This is a genomic window from Shewanella sp. HN-41 (assembly GCF_000217915.1).
GTDB lineage: Bacteria > Pseudomonadota > Gammaproteobacteria > Enterobacterales > Shewanellaceae > Shewanella.
Map to the genome: position 1 here is coordinate 319,724 of NZ_AFOZ01000014.1, position 16,721 is coordinate 336,444.

13 protein-coding genes, 1 tRNA gene and 1 pseudogene are annotated in these 16,721 nt (G+C 47.3%); 7 read left to right on the plus strand and 8 right to left on the minus strand.

What is annotated here, in order from left to right; translation table 11 throughout:
* Positions 1–133: 133 nt before the first annotated feature.
* The 3 genes and pseudogenes from SOHN41_RS04015 to SOHN41_RS04025 form a co-directional block, all read right to left on the minus strand.
* The gene (locus tag SOHN41_RS04015; protein WP_007645912.1) at positions 134–1,222 is read right to left on the minus strand and encodes a methyl-accepting chemotaxis protein; all 1,089 of its coding nucleotides are present in this window, start codon (positions 1,220–1,222) and stop codon (positions 134–136) included.
* A 237-nt stretch (positions 1,223–1,459) separates the two neighbouring features.
* A pseudogene (locus SOHN41_RS04020) lies at positions 1,460–2,014 on the minus strand (magnesium transporter); the annotation flags it as partial.
* Between the two features lie 55 nt (positions 2,015–2,069).
* Entirely contained in the window at positions 2,070–2,783 is a 714-nt protein-coding gene (locus SOHN41_RS04025) for a hypothetical protein (protein ID WP_007645916.1), read from the minus strand.
* Positions 2,784–3,371: 588 nt separating this feature from the next.
* Here SOHN41_RS04025 and SOHN41_RS04030 point away from each other — a divergent pair.
* Positions 3,372–4,583: an endonuclease/exonuclease/phosphatase family protein gene (locus tag SOHN41_RS04030; protein ID WP_007645917.1), complete on the plus strand. Its 1,212-nt coding sequence runs from the start codon at positions 3,372–3,374 to the stop codon at positions 4,581–4,583.
* A 109-nt stretch (positions 4,584–4,692) separates the two neighbouring features.
* On the opposite strand, the gene SOHN41_RS04035 is transcribed toward SOHN41_RS04030, so the two are convergent.
* The 3 genes from SOHN41_RS04035 to SOHN41_RS04045 form a co-directional block, all read right to left on the minus strand.
* The gene (locus SOHN41_RS04035; RefSeq protein ID WP_007645919.1) at positions 4,693–5,505 is read right to left on the minus strand and encodes a DNA-binding domain-containing protein; all 813 of its coding nucleotides are present in this window, start codon (positions 5,503–5,505) and stop codon (positions 4,693–4,695) included.
* Entirely contained in the window at positions 5,502–6,401 is a 900-nt protein-coding gene (locus SOHN41_RS04040; RefSeq protein ID WP_007645920.1) for a DUF692 domain-containing protein, read from the minus strand. Before SOHN41_RS04040 ends, SOHN41_RS04035 begins: the two co-directional genes overlap by 4 nt.
* Positions 6,402–6,503: 102 nt before the next feature.
* Complete coding sequence (locus SOHN41_RS04045) at positions 6,504–6,956, minus strand: hypothetical protein (RefSeq protein ID WP_007645921.1); 453 nt, start codon at positions 6,954–6,956, stop codon at positions 6,504–6,506.
* Positions 6,957–7,453: 497 nt separating this feature from the next.
* On the opposite strand from SOHN41_RS04045, the gene SOHN41_RS04050 reads away from it, so the two are divergent.
* On the plus strand, positions 7,454–8,644 hold the full coding sequence (locus SOHN41_RS04050) for a class I SAM-dependent rRNA methyltransferase (protein ID WP_007645923.1): 1,191 nt from the start codon (positions 7,454–7,456) through the stop codon (positions 8,642–8,644).
* A gap of 132 nt (positions 8,645–8,776) precedes the next feature.
* Here the strand turns inward: SOHN41_RS04050 and rpiA are convergent, their stop codons facing one another.
* Positions 8,777–9,439 carry a ribose-5-phosphate isomerase RpiA gene (gene rpiA, locus SOHN41_RS04055; RefSeq protein ID WP_007645925.1) on the minus strand — a complete coding sequence of 221 codons (663 nt, stop codon included), beginning with the start codon at positions 9,437–9,439 and terminating at the stop codon, positions 8,777–8,779.
* Between the two features lie 250 nt (positions 9,440–9,689).
* On the opposite strand from rpiA, the gene SOHN41_RS04060 reads away from it, so the two are divergent.
* From SOHN41_RS04060 to SOHN41_RS04070, 3 genes are read left to right on the plus strand one after another with little or no spacing between them, the layout of a single operon-like run.
* Positions 9,690–10,625: a DUF808 domain-containing protein gene (locus SOHN41_RS04060; protein WP_007645930.1), complete on the plus strand. Its 936-nt coding sequence runs from the start codon at positions 9,690–9,692 to the stop codon at positions 10,623–10,625.
* Positions 10,626–10,683: 58 nt separating this feature from the next.
* Entirely contained in the window at positions 10,684–11,586 is a 903-nt protein-coding gene (locus tag SOHN41_RS04065; protein WP_007645931.1) for a 3'-5' exonuclease, read from the plus strand.
* Positions 11,587–11,620: 34 nt separating this feature from the next.
* The gene (locus SOHN41_RS04070; protein WP_007645932.1) at positions 11,621–12,571 is read left to right on the plus strand and encodes a hypothetical protein; all 951 of its coding nucleotides are present in this window, start codon (positions 11,621–11,623) and stop codon (positions 12,569–12,571) included.
* Between the two features lie 88 nt (positions 12,572–12,659).
* On the opposite strand, the gene SOHN41_RS04075 is transcribed toward SOHN41_RS04070, so the two are convergent.
* The gene (locus tag SOHN41_RS04075; protein ID WP_007645933.1) at positions 12,660–12,998 is read right to left on the minus strand and encodes a PBPRA1643 family SWIM/SEC-C metal-binding motif protein; all 339 of its coding nucleotides are present in this window, start codon (positions 12,996–12,998) and stop codon (positions 12,660–12,662) included.
* A gap of 345 nt (positions 12,999–13,343) precedes the next feature.
* On the opposite strand from SOHN41_RS04075, the gene SOHN41_RS04080 reads away from it, so the two are divergent.
* Positions 13,344–13,420, plus strand: a tRNA-Trp gene (locus SOHN41_RS04080).
* 489 nt (positions 13,421–13,909) lie between these two features.
* Positions 13,910–16,648, plus strand: a complete 2,739-nt coding sequence (locus SOHN41_RS04085; RefSeq protein ID WP_237703901.1) for a TonB-dependent receptor — start codon at positions 13,910–13,912, stop codon at positions 16,646–16,648.
* Positions 16,649–16,721 lie beyond the last annotated feature (73 nt).

Below are 16,721 nucleotides of genomic sequence, written 5' to 3' on the forward strand. Positions count from 1 at the left end.
ATGAGATGCCTTCGGCTAGCAAGTAGGGCTTTGCTTATTTTTGTAAATTGAAATTATGGATTGGGTTTATACCCACCGAAAGCGCAGATATCTCGCTCTTCGGTGGGGGACTGGGGTTGAGAAACTGAGGTATTTAGACCCGATACACATCACGCATAAGATTATCTAGGCAATAGACAACGCGCATACTGGCATCTTCCATTAAATGCAGTTGTTTAACCATCTCAGGCAGATGACCTTTTTGCCTTGCATTGAGCGCCGCTTTACCCGCCTCGTGCACTGCCTTATGTGGTACATCTAAGGCCTTGAAGTTACTCAAATGCTGGTAATGTTCAGCCCCAAATCCTTTGAAATACCATTGCCCTAAGCGACACTCAGTATGCGAGTTTATATCGTGGTTATGTTTTGGTTTTTCAATCAGTTGGTATATGTTGCTCTTCCAAACTGCATGGTCCAGTTTAGTGGTATTTAAGAAAGAGGCTGTGGCGGCGTTATGGATAACCTGTTGCATTTTTTTAGAGCGCTGTAATACGTCTTCAACCACTTGGCCTATCTGGGTCGATGATGAGGCGACATCCATGGCACTGCTCTGATTATTATGAACAATCTCTTTAATACTCGCCGCTTGAGTGACGATTTGTTTCACCAGTTTTTCAATTTGGCTGCTGGCTTCATGGGCTTTGCTGGCCAGTTGGCGCACTTCATCTGCGACTACGGCAAAGCCCCGTCCCGCTTCGCCAGCTCGGGCGGCTTCGATGGCGGCATTCAATGCTAGAAGGTTAGTTTGTTCTGAAATCCCTTGAATTGCCGCGACAAATTGATTGATCGATGAGGTTGTTGTATCTAACTCGGTCACGGCTTTCATACTGCCCATGGCCTGCTCATTAATATAAGTCGCCCTGCTGCCTAAATTCACGATAGCGACACGGGTCTGATCGAAAATCTTATCGAGTTCTGACAGTTCTTCTTGTTCGGCGGTGAGTAATTCAGCACTGTTGGCTAGGCCATCGCGCACTGTATGTAGCATCTCCCCCCCTTGGTTTTGGCAGGCAATCACTTCATTAAAGAGATCGGTATTTTGGCGTGATTGCTGTTGCATGGTTTCGTTTTCACGCACCATAGCTTTGAGTTCATCAATTTCGATTTGATATCTATGCTGCTGCTCGGCGAGTTGTTGCTTGAGTCTATTATTTTCCGTGTTGAGCTTGGAATTAAACCACATAAAAACCTCTAAACCTTTGTTAGTATCGTAATGGCTACTGCTTGTTGAATGGCTGTGGATTTACGAATGTTAAGGATAGGTAAAAATTAATCTTGCTACCGAAATATTACGCGATCCCTAGGGTTTATTCTTATATTTTTTGTGGTTACTAGTCGATTTAGCCGAGGGCAAAGTGAGACCCTAGTGTTGATGGGAAGCACGGCTAAGGCAATCGGCAGTGTTCCCCATTGATATTATCTAAGGCATTGGTAAATCGAGCACTAGGGTTGCAATGCTAAAGTAAACCAACACACCAATGATATCGGCGATGGAGGTGATCAGTGGCGCACTCGCCGCAGCAGGATCCATCTTTAATTTGCTCAGCAGGAAGGGCAGTGACATACCAATCAAGCTGCCAATAATCACCACAATTTGCATCGTGAGCGCCACAACCAATGCGATTTCAGGCCCCCCGCGCCAAAATCCTAGCAAGGACACGGCCGCAGCCATGCTGGCGCCCAGTAAACCCGCCACCAGTAACTCCCGGCTGAACATAGATAGCCAGTCCTTGATTTTAACTTCCTCCGTGGCTAAACCGCGGACCATTAAGGTGGCCGATTGTGAGCCCGCATTACCGCCGCTATCGATCAGTAGCGGCAGGAAGAAGACCAAGGACACATAACTGGCGATGGTATCTTCGAAAAAGGCGATACTTGCCCCAGAGAAGATATTGCCAAAGACCAAAATCACCAACCAAACTACACGCTTACGATAGAGTAAGCCAATACTAGCGGTCCTAAGATTATGGATGATTTGTTTAGTGTTGTTTGTGCTGTTATTCATGTTCATAGTTCATTCTCTCAACGATCTAGTGACCAAAGTAAAAAGTGATGTCTGCGCCAAGTTGCAGCGCGTTGCCGCTAAGGGCATTACCTAGGCTCAATTCCAGCTGTAGCTGCCGTTGCTGCGTGTGTTGATAGGCGAGCTGATAGGCCGCATTGCTCAACTCTTTTTGGTAAAGCTCGGCGATCAGGTGATGGTGACTGCTGAGTTTATAGGCCGCCGCGATGCCCGCCAGTAATTGGGTTGGCTCATTAAACCCATAGGTCAACCCTAAGTTGGCATAGAGGCTGACATCGGAGTCGCCTAAGGTTTTGCCTACTATGCCGAAGATTTCGGTGGCAAATCCGTTGTCGATATCGAGGTTTTTTTGCAGATTGATCACCAGTGCACTGTGCCAATCGTCCTGTAGTAGCAATGGATCTGAGTGGGAGAGATAGCTTAAGTTGAGCGGTAGCTTGATGCCGACTTCAGCCTGCTCTTCACGAATATTGTCATTGGCATTAGACGCTAGTCCTAAATGCCATTCCCATTGACTGCGGCTGCAGGTGATGGCTGCATTTAATTGCGCCCGAGCATGATCCGATCTGGGTTGTTGCCAGCCCATTTCTAATTCGCAGCGATCTGCGAGGGCGGGATCATCCATTTCGAGGTGTGATGCCGCCGCACGCATGCTGTAGTACAAACTGATGCTTGCACAGGATAAAGACCGTAAAATGAACGTGTTGTTTATATAAGCCATGTTGAGGCTCCTCAGGTGTAAACCCTTAGGTGTTAATCCATAGGGGTAAACGGAGGGTACCGAGGCAAAAACTTGCTTTGAGATACAAAAAATACCCATAACCCAACCCCAGCGAACACGCTGGAATGGCGAAAAGCGCAGCCAGAGGCCTAGGCTTTACGGTTTGTGATTGATATTTTGGGGGAGGCGGAGTGAAGAATGGTTCACACTACTACCCTGCTTAGCAGGTAGCAGCAATTATTGCGGGCTAGTGCTAGGCGTTAAATCCTGTCTTTTGGACAGGGCATCTACTGTCGCTTATGTGTGTGCCCACAGTGGGTCTCCGCAATGATGAAAAGTGGCTTGATTTTAAGGGACTCAAATCGAAAGTCAACCGCACAAAAAATTACATATGTTTTTGTTTGGATTTATATTTTAAATAAAAGTTAACGCTTGTGTGGTGCTGGGTTTCGTGTGAATTTATTGCGGCTGTTGATGGATTTGCACGCAGGAAAAGGTTGTCAGTATGTTTTTTAAACTGCTCTTTGCTGATAAGGCAAAGGGAACATAAATATCCACCGCCGTATTCAGAGTTAGAGGTATTAAGCTATGACACATGATATCGATGATCCTAGGCCAATGACGGCAGCCGTTCTCCATACTAAGCTGGCGAATATTAAGATCGCCAGTGTCAATCTGTTTAACTTTATTGAGCCACCTTTGGCTTACTACGATTTTGAAAATATCTATAGCCATGGCCAGTGGCAGAAAAAGTGCCTATGGCTGAGTGAGTTTCTCGCCCATCGTCAACCCGATGTTGTCGGATTTCAAGAAGTGTTTAGCCCTGAACCGCTCAAGCGTATCGCCAGCGAGCAAGGGTTAGTGCATTTTGCCATTGTCGATGAACCTACGCTTATCAGTGACTACATTTATCGTAGCCCTGTGGTCGCGCTTGCCTCCCGTTATCCCATTATGGACATCAGCAGTGTCGAACCTGATGCGCGCTTAGTGGCGGCCATGGGATTATCGAATGAATTTGCCTTTAGCCGTAAGGTGCTGCGTGCAACCATTGAGGTGCCGCAAATCGGTTTGTGCGATCACTATGTGGTGCACTTTAAGTCAAAACGCGCGGGATTAGCCCTCGAGCCTAAGCCACTTGAACCTAAGCTATTTGAACATCAGCCCCTTGGCTTAGATGACTTGGCGCCGCAGGTGGCGAGCATGACACTGCATTCAGAAACCCAATTGCTCACCGAGCAAGCCTTGGGCCGCTGGGCATCTACCATGCAGCGCGGTGCAGAAGCTGCGTTATTATTCCATGGCATATTGGTGCGCAGGCAAGCATCTAAATATCCCGTCGTAGTGATGGGTGACTTTAATGACAGCCTGACGATGGGCGCCTTAGATGCGCTAACGATACAGGGCGAGAGTATTCACAGTAATGATATTAAAGCCGCTGGCCTCGGACATTTATCGGATGCGGCGTTAGCGGCGGTGTTTGCTCAATATCAACTTAAAGATGCCTATGAGTTATTTATCGAGGCCAACCTATTTATTAATGCCAATCAGCAGGGCAGTTTAACGGGTAATACCGCTTACCATAGGGAACACAGGGCGGCGACCCATTACTATGGCCCTAAAGGTTCTGTGCTGGATTATATTTTGCTTTCGAGCGAGTTCGATGCGAGCCATGGCCGCAGTTTAGCCCAAGTGGTGGATTATCAAACCTGCGACAGGCATTTAGTCAGGCCCGAATATGAGCGCGACGCCTACAGTACTGACCATGCGCCCGTAATCGTTGAGCTAGCGCTACGTAGCTAAGTTTTATGCTTCAATTAAGCGAGCTAAATCAAGCAACCTAAACTCACTCAAGCGGACTCTAGCTTACTTTAAATCACGCTAGCGCTCACTCACACAAACCCCATTGAGATTAAGCGATATCGCGGATAAGCCCCATTTGAAACCAAGCTTGCAGTGCCTGCAGCACTTGCATCGGCGCCTGCGCATCACTAAAAAATGCCAACATCATTTCGCATTGCTCGGCAAAGGTAGCGCCGCCGATAAAACCCAGCAATAGGGCGAGTTGATACTCGGATAGGGAAATAAACTCAGTTAACCGGCTTTCGCCGCGCCAAAGTAACCAAGCTCGCTTGCCTTGATAATCGGGATTGGGCGGTGATGCTTGCTGTTTTAATGCTTGCCAAGTTTCAACCGCATTACTGTTGCATTGGAATAGCTGCACGCTGGGATGAAAACGCAGTTGGCAACCCGGCCATTGCTCGGCGGGCAGCGCTTGCAGGCGCGCAAAAGTGGCGCGCTCGCTATCAAACGCATCGAAGGCATTTAGTAAACGCCGCTCGAAGCGGGCAATATCGGCAATGATCGGATACTGACTGAAAAACGCATCTTGGGTTAAATAGTCGGGCAGGGCATCGGCAAAACTGCGCAGTGAGGTAAACGTCGATGGCTGACTGGCAATGTAACCTTTTGCCATACGCTCAAAGAATTCATCACCCAGATAGATACCCAGCATTTCGTGGTCGGTTTCGAGGGTTTCGGTCAAACGAATGCGATAGGCATTGGCATAGATCTGCATCCGAATATCGGCATTGATGCCGCCTTGCTCGGCAATCTTATCCTTGAAGGTTTGCGTGGTTTGCTCAAGGGTTGACGGCGTATCGACCGCCGCGCTCGCCAGCAGATAATCCATAAATGCGTGTTGCAGCTGCTGAAGTTGGCTCATGGGATAACCTTTCCTTCCTGCATGTTGTTTCTACCCTTGGCGGCGGTGAGTGGATGCGCCTCACTTAAGGTATCGCGGGCGATATTTCTGGCAATCGTGAGTTCGGCTTCGAGGGCGGAAAACGCGGGGATATTGGCATCGCGCTCTATCATAGTGCTGATGCCGCCAAAACGTTTCAGTGCTGCACGGTAGAGGTCCCACACGCTGCTTGGTACATCATGATCATGCGTGTCTATCACATAGTCGCCATAGTCGCTGTGTCCGGCGAGGTGGAATTGCTGCACCCGTTTGGGATTGATTTTATTCAAGTAGTCCAACGGATTGAAATTATGGTTACGGGCACTGACGTAAATATTATTGATATCTAACAAGATTAAACAATCAGCGGCCTCGGCCACGGCATTAACGAATTCCCATTCGTCCATGCTGGAATCTTGATAGGACAAATAGCTAGAAACGTTTTCCATCAAAATGCGGCGACCTAAAAAGTCTTGGACGGTTGTAATCCGCTGCGCGACATGCTTGACGGTTTCTTCGGTATAGGGCAGTGGCAGGAGATCGTGGCTGTTCACCCCGTGGATCGAGGTCCAGCAGATATGATCGGAAATCCATTGGGGCTGCACATCGTTGGCTAGCTGCTTTAAGGCTTTAAGGTAATCCATATTGAGGGGATCGGTACTGCCAATCGACAGGGAAACACCGTGCATCACCAGGGGATAACGCTCACCTATTGCTTTAAGGTAATAGCGGGGTTTACCGCCAGCGACCATGTAGTTTTCCGAGAGTACTTCAAACCAATCGATATCGGGCTCTGTGTTGAGTACGGCATCAAAATGTTGCGTCCTAAGGCCTAAGCCAAAACCTAATGGTGCTTGGGTGATGACATCTTGCGCCACATTGACTCCTTATCCTTAAGTCTGCTGCTGTCGGTGTGATAAACAGGGTGATAAGTGTGACCAGCACTGAGCTGGCCACGACTTCTAATCAGCATATGGCGTTTAAGCACCCACTTTGCCGCCGATATCACCACAGGCTTTTGCGGGGGTGACAACAAAGCCACTGCCCTTGCAGCTTGCGTGCCCGGCGCAGGCGTTGTCGGCGGTTTTACAATCGTTATGGCCTTTGCAGGTATTGACGCCATAGCAGTGGACCAGTTCGGTATTGGCCATCTTGCCAACCCAGTCATCAGCCACTTTACCGCCGACATCACCACAACTTTTTGATGGCATAGCGACAAAACCACTGCCCTTGCAGCTGGCGTGTCCGGCGCAGGCGTTATCGGCGGTTTTACAATCGTTATGGCCTTTACAGGTATTTACACCATAACAATGTACGAGATCGGCACTGTTGGCGCCAGCCATAGGTTCGGCGGCATTGGCATAACCTGCCATGCTTGCCATCGCCATTGCGAGTGCGGCGCCAGTGAGTGCGGTTTGTGCTTTCTTATTCATGATCTATTCCTTTTGAGTATGACTGCTAATCAGTGATCTTGATTGGGTTGCTTTGATAACGACAGCTGTAAAATCGACGGCTTAATAAAGCATTGACTAATAAACACAGGAATAAGCCTAGTTGTTATCGAGCGATTCGTTTGAATATTTTGTGCGCTGGCTAAACGAGTCTTTCGAAGGCGCAGTGCTTTTCCTGTTGCGTTAATGAGACCCGCACTCGGACCAATATCTTTCAACTTAAGTTAAAATAATGTTGTAAAAATCGAGACCGGCGCGATCTCGTTCGCCGGGGTATTGCTCAATTGATGGAAAAAATGGTGTCTCTTGCGCAGGTTTAGTGGCGTAAATAAGGTATGATCGACAACCCGTGGATGATGGTAAATAAGCGCTGCGGCGCGTTCGGTACTCGCACTTAGGTGACATTGGGTATATCATCCGTTTCCCATTTTTTAGACTGCAGCCCTTTTTTAAAGGCGGCACTATTTTACAGGCAGACTATGGCTATCAGGATCAAACTTAAACCCGGCCGTGAGAAATCGCTCGAACGCCGCCATCCTTGGGTATTTTCTAATGCGATTCATAACATTAAGGGAAAACCAGAAGCGGGTGAAACTGTGGATGTGGTTGCCCATGATGGCCATTGGTTGGGCCGTGGTGCCTGGTCGCCTGAGTCACAAATCCAAGTGCGGATTTGGACTTTCGATCGCGAAGAAGAAATTGATCGCGAGTTTTTTGCAAGACGCTTACAGCGAGCGCAAATTGGCCGTAATGATTTAATCCGCGAGCAAGGGCTAACGGGTTATCGTTTAGTCGCCGCCGAGTCCGATGGTTTACCCGGTATTACCATAGATAAGTACGCCAACGTGTTGGTGTGTCAGTTACTCAGTACGGGGGCGGATTTTTGGCGTGATACCTTAGTCGAACTATTGGCCGAGCAATATCCTGATTGTGCTATCTATGAGCGCTCCGATGTGGATTCCCGTAAGAAAGAAGGCCTGCTGCCTGTGACGGGGTTACTGCATGGCACTCTGCCTGAAATGCCGGTGATTATCGAAGAAAACGGCATCAAGATCGCCGTCGATGTGACTAAAGGTCATAAGACGGGGTTCTACCTCGATCAACGTGATAACCGCGCGATTGCCGCCCGGTTTGTGAAAGATAAATCGGTATTGAACTGTTTCTGCTACACAGGCACCTTTGGTCTGTACGCCGCGAAAGCAGGCGCCGCCAGCATAGAAAACGTCGATGTGTCTTCTTTAGCATTAGCGACGGCGCGCCAAAATATGCAAATAAACGGTTTGAGTGATGACAATGTGCATTACAACGAGGCCGATGTGTTCAAGTTGCTGCGCCAATACCGTGATGAAGGCAAAACCTTCGATGTGATCGTACTTGACCCGCCTAAATTTGCCGATAACAAGGCGCAGTTGAACGGGGCTTGCCGCGGTTATAAAGACATCAACATGATTGCATTGCAGTTGTTAAATCCGGGCGGGGTGTTATTGACCTTCTCTTGCTCGGGATTAATGCCTGCGGATCTGTTCCAAAAAATCGTGGCCGATGCGGCGCTGGATGCGAAACGTGAAATCCAGTTTATCGAGCGCTTAAGCCAAGCGAGCGATCACCCCATAGGTAGCGCCTTCCCCGAAGGATTCTACTTAAAAGGTCTAGTCGCCAGAGCTTGGTAAGTTTTGTTTTTGTATAAGCGGCCAGATATTAGTCGTTTAGCCGAATAAAATTGAACCATAAAAAATGCCAGCCCTTGAATAAAGTGGCTGGTATTTTTATCGCGTATTTTTGCGAAAGTTTTTACACGTTACTTATTTGGCAGTAAAGGTTTTTACGCCATCAGGGGTGCCAACGAGTAACACATCCGCGCCGCGTTTAGCGAACAGACCATTAGTGACAACACCGACTATCTCATTGATCTGGCTTTCCAATTCTTTTGGATTAAGGATCTTAAGGTTGTACACATCGAGGATCACGTTGCCGTTATCGGTCACAACGCCTTCACGGTATACAGGATCGCCGCCTAGTTTAACTAACTGACGCGCCACATAGGAGCGAGCCATAGGAATGACTTCAACTGGCAGAGGGAACTCACCTAGAATGTCGACCTGTTTAGTGTTATCGACGATACAGACAAACTTCTCGGCCACGGCTGCGACAATCTTCTCGCGAGTTAACGCCGCGCCGCCGCCTTTGATCATGTCCATATGGCCGTTGATCTCATCGGCACCGTCCACATAGACAGATAAACGATCGACGCTGTTTAAGTCATAAACGGGAATGCCCAGCGCCTTCATCTTCTGAGTGGAGGCCTCAGAGCTAGAGACTGCGCCTTCGATATCGGCTTTCATGGTCGCCAGTGCATCAATAAAGTGATTCACAGTTGAACCTGTACCTACACCGACAATACTGTCTCTTTCAACGTATTTGAGTGCGGCCCAGCCGGCTGCTTTTTTCATTTCATCTTGAGTCATGTTGACATCCTGTTAAGGCAAATGAGTAAAAATTTTGAGCTTAGTATACTCTTTTCCGATAAATAATGTGGCGCAATTCCGCCTTAGCTGTGATCTAGATTGCAGGCAGGTCAATATCAGTCTGTGGTCCCAATAACCTAAGCAACTGAAGTAGTTAACTTGGAAAGCATTTCGCTATACGCCACTAATCTAACTAAGTTACTATGGCAAAAGCAGAATGATTTATAGATGATTTATAGAGGGATTTAGCATGGCAGGCGCGAGTTTATTGACTTTACTCGATGATATTGCATCCATTTTGGATGATGTTGCGGTAATGAGTAAGGTGGCGGCGAAGAAGACTGCGGGGGTGTTAGGTGACGATTTAGCCCTCAATGCCCAGCAAGTAACAGGGGTGAATGCGGACCGTGAATTACCCGTCATTTGGGCCGTGGCCTTAGGATCATTCCGTAATAAATTGATTTTAGTGCCCGCAGCCCTGTTGATCAGTGCGTTTATTCCCTGGGCCGTCACGCCACTATTGATGTTTGGTGGATTGTTTTTGTGTTTCGAAGGTTTTGAGAAGCTGCACCACAGTTATCGCCATAGAAAAGATCAGCCGGAGGAGAGCCCCGAGGTTCACGAACAGCCAGAAATCACCGATTGGGTTGCCTTTGAGGCTGAAAAAGTCAAAGGCGCGATTCGTACCGACTTTGTATTATCGGCAGAAATCATCGCTATTACCTTAGGCATAGTGGCGGATAAGTCCCTGTCGACACAGTTTCTCACCTTAGCCGCTATCGGCATAGTAATGACCATAGGTGTGTATGGCTTAGTCGCCGCCATTGTGAAAATAGACGATGCGGGCTTGTATTTAAGCCAGCGCCAAGGTGAGTCAGCCATCACCCAATTCAATCGTAAACTCGGTTTTGGCCTATTAAGTGCCGCGCCCCTATTGATGAGAAGCTTAACCATCATCGGCACTGCGGCCATGTTTATGGTGGGCGGCGGAATTTTAACCCATGGTTTGCATATAATTGGCGAGCAAATTCATCATGCAGAACAAGTGGTTGAGACAGTTAGTGTTGTTGGTCCTGCGCTTGCCCTATTAACGCCAAGCATACTTAACGGTTTATTTGGTGTGTTAGCGGGTGCGGTTGCTGTATTCCTGATAACGGGAATACAAAAACTGCGCAATAAGTCTTAACCCCAAATAATGATTGTGGTATCCGATTATATCGCCATGGCTGCTCAAGGAAGGTGCGATGAAATTAATGAAGTATTGTCTATCGCCCAATAAACTGGCCTGGTTACGCCAGGAATTAGGCGAACATGCCGATGGGATGATCGCGACTATGGATGCGGCGGGTAGTGCCTATTTAGCTCAAGCCGTAGCTCCCGATACTTTATTAGCTGAAAAGTCCCCTGTTAAGGCCGAAATACTTCGGCTTAAGTTTGCATGGTTTAAGCAAAAGATGGCCTTGGTCACTCGCCTAGATGATAACGAGCTCGCCCAACTATCCCCTTTTACCCTTAATGGAGCAAAGGTTGTACTGGTGCAATCCGAAGACATGGCTTCGGTGTTGCAAACTCTGAGCCGTGAGTCGGTTTTGGGGTTTGATACTGAGACCCGGGCGAGTTTCGAAGCCAATGTTACCCATCCCTTAAGCCTGATCCAAATTGCGACCCACGATACCTGCTATTTGTTTCAACAGGCGTTATTGGGGCAGCAATTAGCCTTGCTTAAATCTTTGCTCGAAGATGAGGCCATCTTAAAAGTGGGGATTGGTCTGAGAAGTGATGCACAAGTATTGCGGCGTGAGTGGGGCATTAATGTCGTACCTAGATTAGATCTCAACTGGGCGATGGCGCAACTTGGAGCGGGCAAAGAAATGGGAACCCGCCAACTGGTTGCCGCCTTGCTACAACGCCATATACAAAAGCCTAAAAAAGTCACCCTGTCGAACTGGCAGCAGCTTCCGTTATCGAATATGCAGATCGATTATGCCGCCCTAGATGCCTTGGCGGCACAACATTGTTTTATCCAGCTAATCGCCATACTCAAGCCGTTTTATCGGGCCGGAGTCGGAGCGGGGGAGTCATTACTCTCCCCCCATTTAACGGCGAGACTGAGTCACTATTTTGAACAGGCTAATGGGCCGGGATAAACGATTTACGCCATAGGGGGATAAGCAGGGCGCCATGCTAGATGCAATTTGTGAACTGACCAGCGAACAGGGCGAAACGACTCGGGTTACTTACCAAGTGTTCACCTTTGCACGTATGCCAGAGGAGGACATTGACCGTCTACGTCAAAGGTTATTTTGCCCCGCCTGTGGCGGTCGAGCCTATTTCCGCAAAGCTTCAAAGGACGGTAAGGCGGCCTGTTTTGGCTCCCGATACCATAGATTCGATTGCATCGAATTTAAACCCTCGGCGCAAAAATCCCGTGAGGAGCAAGATGCCATCGAAGTACATCAACAGCTGGTGGATGCCGATGCGTTGATGATCGATTTCAGCCTTAAGCCGAGCAAAGGTCATTCGATTAAAGCTAAGTCCAAGGACAGTGTGGCTCACACCCAACACAAAGCGGTGAATACGGCGGATTATTCCTCTAATAGTGTTAGCCATTTAGCAACGAGTGGGGGTGTTCAAGAGGCGGGGGCTGACTATCGGACATTGCAGCCAGCCAATGGGGATATCCAAAAAACACAAGCGAAACGCGTCCCGAGCCAAGGACTCGAGAAATTACTCCATAGTTTGCTGCGCGGCTCAGATCTCGCGAGTTCTGATCTCTGGGTATACACGGACAGTGAGCGCAAGTACCGCTGGCGGGCCAAGAATCTGTTTGTGAATTTTGCCGATGCGGATCCAAGCGATCATAAACCCCATATGTATTGGGGCACTATCTCCCATACGGATCCGACGATGAGTTGGCTTAACCCTGCCGACAGTAAAGATATCGGCATCCCCATCGACGGGATAAAACAGCCATTATTGGCGCAATTTGAGATAGAAGATAAACGCGGCCTCGAAGGGGCTGGTTTGATTTTATTTGGTAAATGTTTTTGGAATAAAGAAAAGACCCGCAAAATTATTCAGCTATGGAATAACGACTTACAGCGGATTTTTATCTCGAAGTTGGAAGATTAGGTTTTAGGGATAGAGACTTAAAATAGGGGAGAAAAGGGGCTATTCCCGACGCACAAAACGTCACAGTAAAAGTCCCTCTTACTTGCGTTTATTTACCGCAACACTTTTTGAATTTTTGACCGCTACCACAGGCGCAAGGCTCATTTCGGTTCGGTTTTTTCTCGAAGGTGGTGGTCTTAGGTTTATTTAATAAGCCTTCCAGCTCAAGGATATTCTCAGCCACATCGGCATTGACTTCAATATTAGCGAACAACTGGTGCTCGGCAACAATCGCCTCCACCTCGAGTTTACGAGCCTCGCTTCCGACCACGAGTTCCAGCGGTGAGGCTTCGGTGCCTGGTTTAGTCACTCGCTTAGTGTTGTAGCCATAACTTTCATGTTTTGGCTTAGGCGTGCGGCGGCCTTTAAAGAAAAATTTGTCAGACATTTGGGGTCCTGTGGATCTGTGTATGAAATTGACGACGCTTATACTATAAAAGCCCACTTTTATAAATCGAACTCAGATATTTTTTCGATAACTGCGTTTATAGCGGCTCTTTTGGCCTAGGCAATTGGCCATCAAGCTTGCAGACGACTGGAAAAGGTTTATCTAGCGGTACAAGTACCACAAGGCTTTGCAACTAGGCGGATTTTAGTGGCGTGTTTTTCAGCATTATGTCTGCAAAATCAACATGCATAGTAAAACTTGTTTGAAAAATCCCCAGTTAATAGGGTTTGTCATAAAAAGTCCTTTACCTTTGGGAGTGCTTTTAGCATAATGCCCCACGTCAACAGGGGTGTAGTTCCAATTGGTAGAACAGCGGTCTCCAAAACCGATGGTTGCGGGTTCGAGTCCTGCCACCCCTGCCAAATTCTAGAAGGCCTAGCAGAAATGCTAGGCCTTTGTCTTTTCTCGGATTCTAATCTTTTATTCGACATTCCGGCCCATATTCCGACATTGATCTCACTCTGCAATATCCCATTTACCCCGTTGAAGATTTAGCCTGTAATGCCTCCTATATTTTTTAATTTACCTTCCTTGAGTAACATCTTTTCCATAATCCTTTTTACCCTGTTTTCCCTTTATTCCTTCTGGCTCGTTTGCGCTATCTTGATGCGCTCAGTAGGGGGAATGCGCGATATTAGGGCGAAAAACACCAATTACCATAATTTTGAATAAATTTTAATCCATTTTGAAACATGAGTTTACCCTATATTTACCCATTATTGTGCAAATTGATGTGGAAAACGTTTACCCTTGGTGTTATAAATTAGCCCCAGATGGATACATCTAATTAACAAAATGGTTGTCACGCTCTCTACTCTACACAAATGAATGTTCAGAGAATGGATAAGATAATGAAAAATAATAAATTCAAGCTCAGCAAAGTCGCAATTGCATTGCTCCCTTTATGCTATGTAAGCCATGGCTTTGCTGCGGAAGATGAAACTAAAAAAGACACCACACCAGTTGCGGCTACTGCCGAAGAAAAAATTGAGGTGATAGAAGTTAGGGGATTTGCCTCAACCCTAAAACAATCGCTGTTTAGCAAACGTACTTCATCGCAAACGGTGGAAACGATTTCTACCGATGATCTTGGCAATATGCCTGATGTGACCATTACCGATGCACTTGCTCGTCTGCCTGGGGTGGCAGCCGATCGCGATCGCGGTAACCCAAGTCGTATTTCAATTCGTGGTATGGGACCTCGTTTGAATATGGCAACAATGAATGGCCGTGAAATTGTTAGCGGTGAACCAAGTCGTGATGTGCGCTACGAACAATTTCCCGCAGAACTGATTAATGCGGTACAAGTTTATAAAAGTCCGACGGCCAGTAATATCGAAGGCGGTATTTCTGGCTTAGTGAATATGGACTTTGTGAGTCCATTGGCGCAAAGCGAACGTAAAGTGACCTTGAGTGCCAATGGCATGTATTACGATCTGGCCGATGAATTGCCGGACGGACAAACGACAGGCTCTAAATTGAGCTTTAGTATGGTTGATAAAATCACCGATGATTTAGGCTATGCATTTGGTATTGCTTATCAAGATCAGCCTTCTGTGCAACGTGGAACTAAGAGCTGGAATTACAATAATGGCGCAGATAGAGGCGACATTAATGGTAATGGCATCCAAGAGTCTGCACCTTGGGGCGGGCAATCTGGCACTAAAATTGGTAATAACAAACGCTTAGGCACTATGGGGATCCTAGAGTGGCAAGCGAGTGATAAGTTAAAACTCAAATACGATCTGTTCTACTCTAAGTTTAAAATTGAAGAACATGAAGATCAGATGTATTTCAATAATTTAGGTAACTATCAAAGCGGCCAAAATTGGAACTACAACCATTCTGCGGCTCAGCCTGACATCATTACCAAAGCCGATGGCAGCGAACAGTTAGTGGGCGGTGGATTGGCTTATGCCAGTCACGAAGTGCATAACGCGACTTGGTTCCAAGAAAACCAATTGCTGAGCACAGGTTTGAATGCCGTATGGGAAGGGGACGTTTGGCGAATTAAGGCCGATGTCGGTTTTTCTAAGGCGCAAATCGATTCTGTCTGGGTCGATATCATCTCTAGCTACAACGGCCCAAGCTACGACTTAGGTTGGAGTGTGGTCGATGGTAATAGTTTTAGCACAGAAGTACTTGATAATCCTGCGGAAGGATTAAGCGCGATAGACATAGCTAACCCAGATTATTACACCTTAGGTGCAATGAAATGGGTGGAAACCACACCCGGTGTTTGGGAAGAGCAACACATTGGCATGATCGGGGATAACGACCGTGATCTGTCGGATAAAATGGTCAATACCCGTTTAGACTTCGAGCGTTATGTCGATTGGGGGATTTTTGATCAGCTGAGCTTTGGCGTGCGTTATTCGGATAGAGATAAACAAAACCGTGTTGTCGATTGGCAAAAAGCCGTTATCGCGGGCAATGGTTTAAGCAACTATGGCAGCAGTTATGCCGTTGGTGGCGATTATAAGGTCCCTAACCTTTATGCACTGAAGGATTGGGATAATGTGGCGAGTGTTGCCTTTGGTGGACGAGGCACAGCGGATTACTCACTGCAAAACAATGCTGACAAGCTTGCTTCTTGGGGGCTGACTGAAAAGAACAGTGCTGCCTATGCCATGTTGAATATCAACAGTGAATGGGGTGATATGCCTTATTCGGGCAATATCGGCATTCGCGTTGTCAACACGCGTTCAACCTCAGAAGGCTATGAGCAGTTGCTCGACGGCTCCCTCGCTCCAGCAAGTGTCGATCATGAATACACAGAGGTGCTGCCGTCACTTAACTTGCTGTTTAATGTGACTGATGATTCGCAAATCCGTTTTGGCCTAGCTCGCACTATGTCACGTCCTCCATTGATTGAGATGCGCACCGGTTTCTCCATCGATACCACAGTGACGCCCAATACCGCTTCTGGGGGTAATCCTGAGTTAGACCCATATATTGCCAATCAGGTTGACCTTGGTTACGAGTATTACTTCTCTGACAGTGGCGCCATGACAGTGTCTTTCTTCTACAAAGACATGCAAAGCCACATAGGTATCGCGACCAGCACTAAAACCTTAGAAGGTGTCGATTATGAATATAGCGGCCCAATTAATGGTGATGGTGGAGCGATTAAAGGTTTTGAAGTCTTGTATCAACAAAGCTTTGATTTCTTACCGGCACCCTTCGATGGTTTAGGTGTTTATACCAACTACTCCTACACAGATTCCGCGGTGGAAGAGTTCACACCAGAGGATAATCCATACACTTTGGCGGGTTTATCTAAAAATGTGGGTAACGTGACATTGTGGTATTACAAAGAAGGATTTGAAGCTCGTGTAGGCTACGACTACCGCAGTGAATACACAGGTATTAATAGCTGGGACCCGAGTCAAATCTCTTTATATGATGCTCAAGGTACGGTTGATGCGAGTCTTTCTTATCAGTTCACTGATAACTTTAAAGTGATGTTGCAGGGCCAAAACCTGACCAACGAAGCGTCAACAAGTTACTGGGACAACGATAAAACCCGTCTAGCAGAAAATGTGGAATGGGGTCGCCGTTACGTGCTGGGCTTTACGCTCGCGATGTAATGGTTACTGGGGCGCCCGCCGAGGCGGGCGCCTTATTTCATATTGTTTCCCTTACGGGATTTCTGGTTTATTC